Origin of the sequence: Bacillus sp. JJ1609, assembly GCF_036967045.1 — a bacterium.
In the GTDB taxonomy this organism is placed as follows: Bacteria; Bacillota; Bacilli; order Bacillales; family Cytobacillaceae; genus Mesobacillus.
Map to the genome: position 1 here is coordinate 1 of NZ_JBALSS010000028.1, position 4,330 is coordinate 4,330.

Here is a 4,330-nt window from a genome sequence, read left to right on the forward strand (position 1 = left end):
GAAGTTGCTACTGAAGAAGAAACAAAAGTATCTCCTTCTATTGCGAACAAAATGAAGTCTAAAGCTTACCACGCAAGTGAAAATGCTAAAGCGAACGCTAATAAACACTCCGCTGTTCATTATTCTGTAGAAGTTTCCGAAGAAGCTACTGAAGAAGTTGTTGCTGATGAAACTGCTACTGAAGAAGTAACTGAAGAAGTTGCTGCGGACGAAACTGCTGCTGAAGAAGAAGCTAAAGTAAACACTTCTGCTGCTAATAAAGCTGAGGCTAAAGCTAGTGTTAATGCAAGCGAAGTTGCAAAACAAGTTGCTGCTTTGATCTCTGCTGTACTTGCTGAAATTGAAGCAACCGAACAAGATGTTACTAAAGAAGCTACTGAAGAAGCTACTGAAGAAGTTGTTGCTGACGAAACTAATACTGAAGAAGCTACTGAAGAAGTTGTTGCTGACGAAACTACTACTGAAGAAGTAACTGAAGAAGTTGCTGTTGACGAAACTGCTGCTGAAGAAGAAGCTAAAGTAAACACTTCTGCTGCTAATAAAGCTGAGGCTAAAGCTAGTGTTAATGCAAGTGAAGTTGCAAAACAAGTTGCTGCTTTGATCTCTGCTGTACTTGCTGGCGAAGTTTCTGAAGAAGCCCCTGCTGAAGATGCTAATAAAGAAGTAATCATTGATGCAGAAACAAAGTAATTGAGTTTAGTTTTATAAGAAAAGGACTTTCACAATTTGTGAAAGTCCTTTTTTTCGGCCATTAGTGAACTAGATTCCCGGTCGTTTGCGGGTTATCCATTAACCAATTATTTTCCTCATTTGCAACAATTAACTCATTGATTTCATATGTATTATAATATTTCTCTTTTATGAATGGATCGCTTTCTACAAGGCTAATCGCTTCTTCTATGTCCTCGCAGTTCAGGATCAGCATGCCCTGTTCATTATTTTTAAATGGACCGGCAATCATCAGTTTTCCCTCCCGGCTTAAATGCCGAAGATGTTCGATGTGCAGGTTTAACAGATTGACATCAAGCTCTCCCTTGCGTTTCTCCTTTAGAATGACAACAAACTTATCCATAAATAGAACCCCAATTTCAATAAGATTTACAGTTTATTATACCATTTACCAATATCTCTCATCAGGTATAAAATATTTCTTTGTTAAAACTACCCTGATATGGGTAAATACATTTTAAGGAGTATTATTTAAGGAGGCATTTAACTTATGATCATTGTCTATATCAGCATCGCTGTCATTGTGGCTTCTCTGGCTTATCTGGGATTTGTTGCATTTAAAACCTTCAAAGCGGCGAAGCCTTCCATCGAAAGCCTACAGGAAACCGCGGCCAGGATGCAGGTTAAAACGAATGCGATCAAGCATGAAACCGATAAACTTACAATCCATCAGCAACAGCTAATGTCAGATTTTGAAGAAAAGAAAAAAGCGGTCAACACCGTCGTATTTTCGGTAAAACAAACACCTGTTGTCTTCAAAAATGCATTTGTGGCCAAGCCAGTCGCTGCTCTTGAACGTCAGTATAAAGCAAGACAATGGAAACGCAATCGCATTAACAGAATGGCGCAATCACAATCTTAAACAGGGCTCCTCGCCCTGTTTTTTTATTTCCCCTCACTAAGTGACTATCTTCCCATTTTACATTTCAATGCTTTTTCCTTTAATCAATATATTCGACTAGTCTTATGCTTTATAGCAGCTCAGTAATTTTAGGTATTTCGTACGATTGCCGAAATAATAATTAATTATTAAAATGTATAAATATACATTATTAATTATACGGAGGAATACATAAATGAAACATAAAAAAATCATTTCTGGCGTAATGGCAGCCAGTTTACTCGCTGCTTCCCCATGGACTCCCGCGCTGGCGGAGTCTTTTAATTGGAAGAATGTAAACGTGAATGAAGAACAAGATGGAAGTCTATTCAACAGTGAAAACTATGACTTTATGAAATTCTCGGAAATCGGCGTAAAGCTTGCAGAGCTTGAGAAGCAATCAAACCGCATCAAGGTGGAAGTAAAGGGCCAATCATCTACTGGACAACCTCTGTATGTCGTCACGATTGCTGCACCTGATACTCAGGGCAAGTTTGGCAAAATCCAGTCTTTAAGAAAACAAATGTTCAAGAATCCTGGAAAAGCTCAAGACTGGATTCAAAATAATCCTGACTTCAAGGTTCCGGTCATGATTAACGGTTCAATCCACGGAACAGAGTTTGTCGGCAGTGACGCAGTCATGCAGCTGATCGAGCGTTTCGCTCTTGATCATGATGACAAGACAAAAGAAATTCTCGAGAACAACATCTTAATTTTCAACGTCGTTCAAAATCCGGATGGCAGGATTAATGCCACTCGTTTTAATGGAGAGGGCATCGACTTGAATCGTGACTTCATCACGCAATCACAGCCAGAAACGCAGGAAACTGTAGCGTTAATCAAGGAATGGAACCCAATGGTCTTCCTTGATACCCATGGCTATGTTAAAGGTTATGCACCAAATAAGCAGGGACTGATTGAGCCTTGTACACCTCCACACAATCCAAACTATGAATATGACCTTTACAATAAATGGGCCTATAAACAGGCAGAGGCAATGGAAGCTCAAATCATGTCCAACAAGGACAAATTCACTGGCAGCCTCTATCAGTCAATGGAGGGAGTCTATGTCCCTCAGCGTGATGACGCTGCAGGCTGGGATGATTACCCGCCAATTTTCACGCCAATGTACGCTATGTACCATGGAGCATATGGTCATACGCTAGAGGCACCTACCAATGACCTTGACGGTGTTCAGTGGATGTATGATGCAATCATGGGTGCACTTCAATATGCAACTGATAACAAGCAGGACATGATTACCGACCAAATCGAAATGTTCAAGCGCGGTATTAATTTTGACCATCCGTTCCATGAGGAGGGCTTCTTCCCTTCAGCTTATGTACTGCCAGTAGATTCAGAAGATCCAACTGTCACTCAAAAAGCGATTGCCCACCTTCAGAAAAACGACATTGAGGTTGTTCAGGCTTCAAAATCCTTCACTGCGGACGGAAAGTCCTATCCAAAAGGAACATATGTCGTGAAAATGGACCAGGCTAAGGCAGGTCTGGCTAATACAATGCTTTGGGATGGCGAGGATATTTCCGAAGACACACCTTATATGTATGATATTTCAGCATGGAGCTTGCCAGAGCTTTGGGGATTCGAAGCAATTGCTGTGGAAGATGAGTTCAATATGACCGCTGCAAAAGTGAATCAGGTCCAAAGCCAGTGGTCAATAACTGGAAAAGGCCCATTCTTGATTCCAAATAGCTCTGTAAAGGCTGTAAATCTTGTGAATACATTACTTCAGCAAGGCATTTCTGTAAAACGGGATACTGCAGGCAATTTTTATACTGAAGCATCTGCAAATGTGATTTCGGCTGCTGTAAAACAGTCCGGGCTTCAGATTGGTACGGCCCAGGTACCTGCAGATACAGTGGACGTCTCCGATGTAAAAGTCGCCATCTTGAAAGACGGCGGAATGGGTAAAGTTCAATCACATTCCGGAACAAAACTCGCTCTCAAACGTCTCGGATTTAACGTTAGTGAAGTGACTCCTGCTGAAGTTGCTGAAAAAAGCTTAGCTGGATTCGATGTGTTTGTATACAGTGGTACAGAAAACCTAATTTCTACTACCCTATCAACAGCAAATAAGGAATTTGGTTTCAAAAGCCCAAAACAGCTCGATCAATTCAAAGCAAATCTAGATTCCTTCTTGAAGGAAGGCGGCAAATATATCGCTGTTGGTGCCGGGGCTTCTAAAGCAACAAAAACACTTGGTCTAACAGATGATCAGATTAACGTCGGCGGATCCAACAGCAATGGAATTGTAACGGTTGATTATCAAGGTTCCGGAGTAACAGCAGGTTACAGCCAGAATGATATTGGCTTCGTTTACCGCCCAGTTTGGTATACCAACACTGATAATGATCAAGTGGCTGCAACCTATGAAGATAGTTCTGACTTCTTTGTTGCCGGTCATTGGAGAGAAGACGCAAAAAAAAGTGAAGCACAAGGCAAAGCAGTAATCGTGAAAGAAAAGGATAAAGATGTCACGATGATCGGTCTTGAAGCAGGCTTCCGCGATCATACAGACTACCTGTTCCGACTTCTTTCCAACAGCATTTTTGAAAAATAAGCATTGAAAAAGCATCGGGAAGTATCCTGATGCTTCAGGCTGTAGACAAACTCGGAAAATCAAGTTTGTCTACAGCTTATTTTATTTGATCTATTTAACTAGTCTGTTGATTTCCGTTCCAGGCGCTTCGCTTTCCGCGG

Annotated in this window: 4 protein-coding genes; 3 read left to right on the forward strand and 1 reads right to left on the reverse strand. The window is 41.1% G+C overall.

Going from position 1 to position 4,330, the window contains the following annotated elements; translation table 11 throughout:
- Positions 1-690, forward strand: a 690-nt coding sequence (locus V7654_RS19580) for a hypothetical protein (protein ID WP_335432484.1), incomplete at its 5' end; no start/stop codon positions are given.
- A gap of 61 nt (positions 691-751) precedes the next feature.
- Here V7654_RS19580 and V7654_RS19585 read toward each other — a convergent pair.
- Positions 752-1,072, reverse strand: coding sequence for a YciI family protein (locus tag V7654_RS19585; RefSeq protein WP_335432485.1), 321 nt, complete (start codon positions 1,070-1,072; stop codon positions 752-754).
- A gap of 147 nt (positions 1,073-1,219) precedes the next feature.
- Here V7654_RS19585 and V7654_RS19590 point away from each other — a divergent pair, with 147 nt between their 5' ends.
- Together V7654_RS19590 and V7654_RS19595 are read left to right on the forward strand one after the other, a co-directional pair.
- Positions 1,220-1,591 carry a DUF948 domain-containing protein gene (locus tag V7654_RS19590; RefSeq protein WP_335432486.1) on the forward strand — a complete coding sequence of 124 codons (372 nt, stop codon included), beginning with the start codon at positions 1,220-1,222 and terminating at the stop codon, positions 1,589-1,591.
- A gap of 214 nt (positions 1,592-1,805) precedes the next feature.
- Positions 1,806-4,190, forward strand: a complete 2,385-nt coding sequence (locus V7654_RS19595) for a M14 family zinc carboxypeptidase (protein ID WP_335432487.1) — start codon at positions 1,806-1,808, stop codon at positions 4,188-4,190.
- The last annotated feature ends 140 nt before the right edge of the window (positions 4,191-4,330 follow it).

Bases quoted from the DNA above. Each gene is read 5' to 3' on its own strand.
- V7654_RS19585 (WP_335432485.1), bottom strand. From the start codon at position 1,072: ATGGATAAGTTTGTTGTCATTCTAAAGGAGAAACGCAAGGGAGAGCTT.
- V7654_RS19590 (WP_335432486.1), top strand. From the start codon at position 1,220: ATGATCATTGTCTATATCAGCATCGCTGTCATTGTGGCTTCTCTGGCT.
- V7654_RS19595 (WP_335432487.1), top strand. From the start codon at position 1,806: ATGAAACATAAAAAAATCATTTCTGGCGTAATGGCAGCCAGTTTACTC.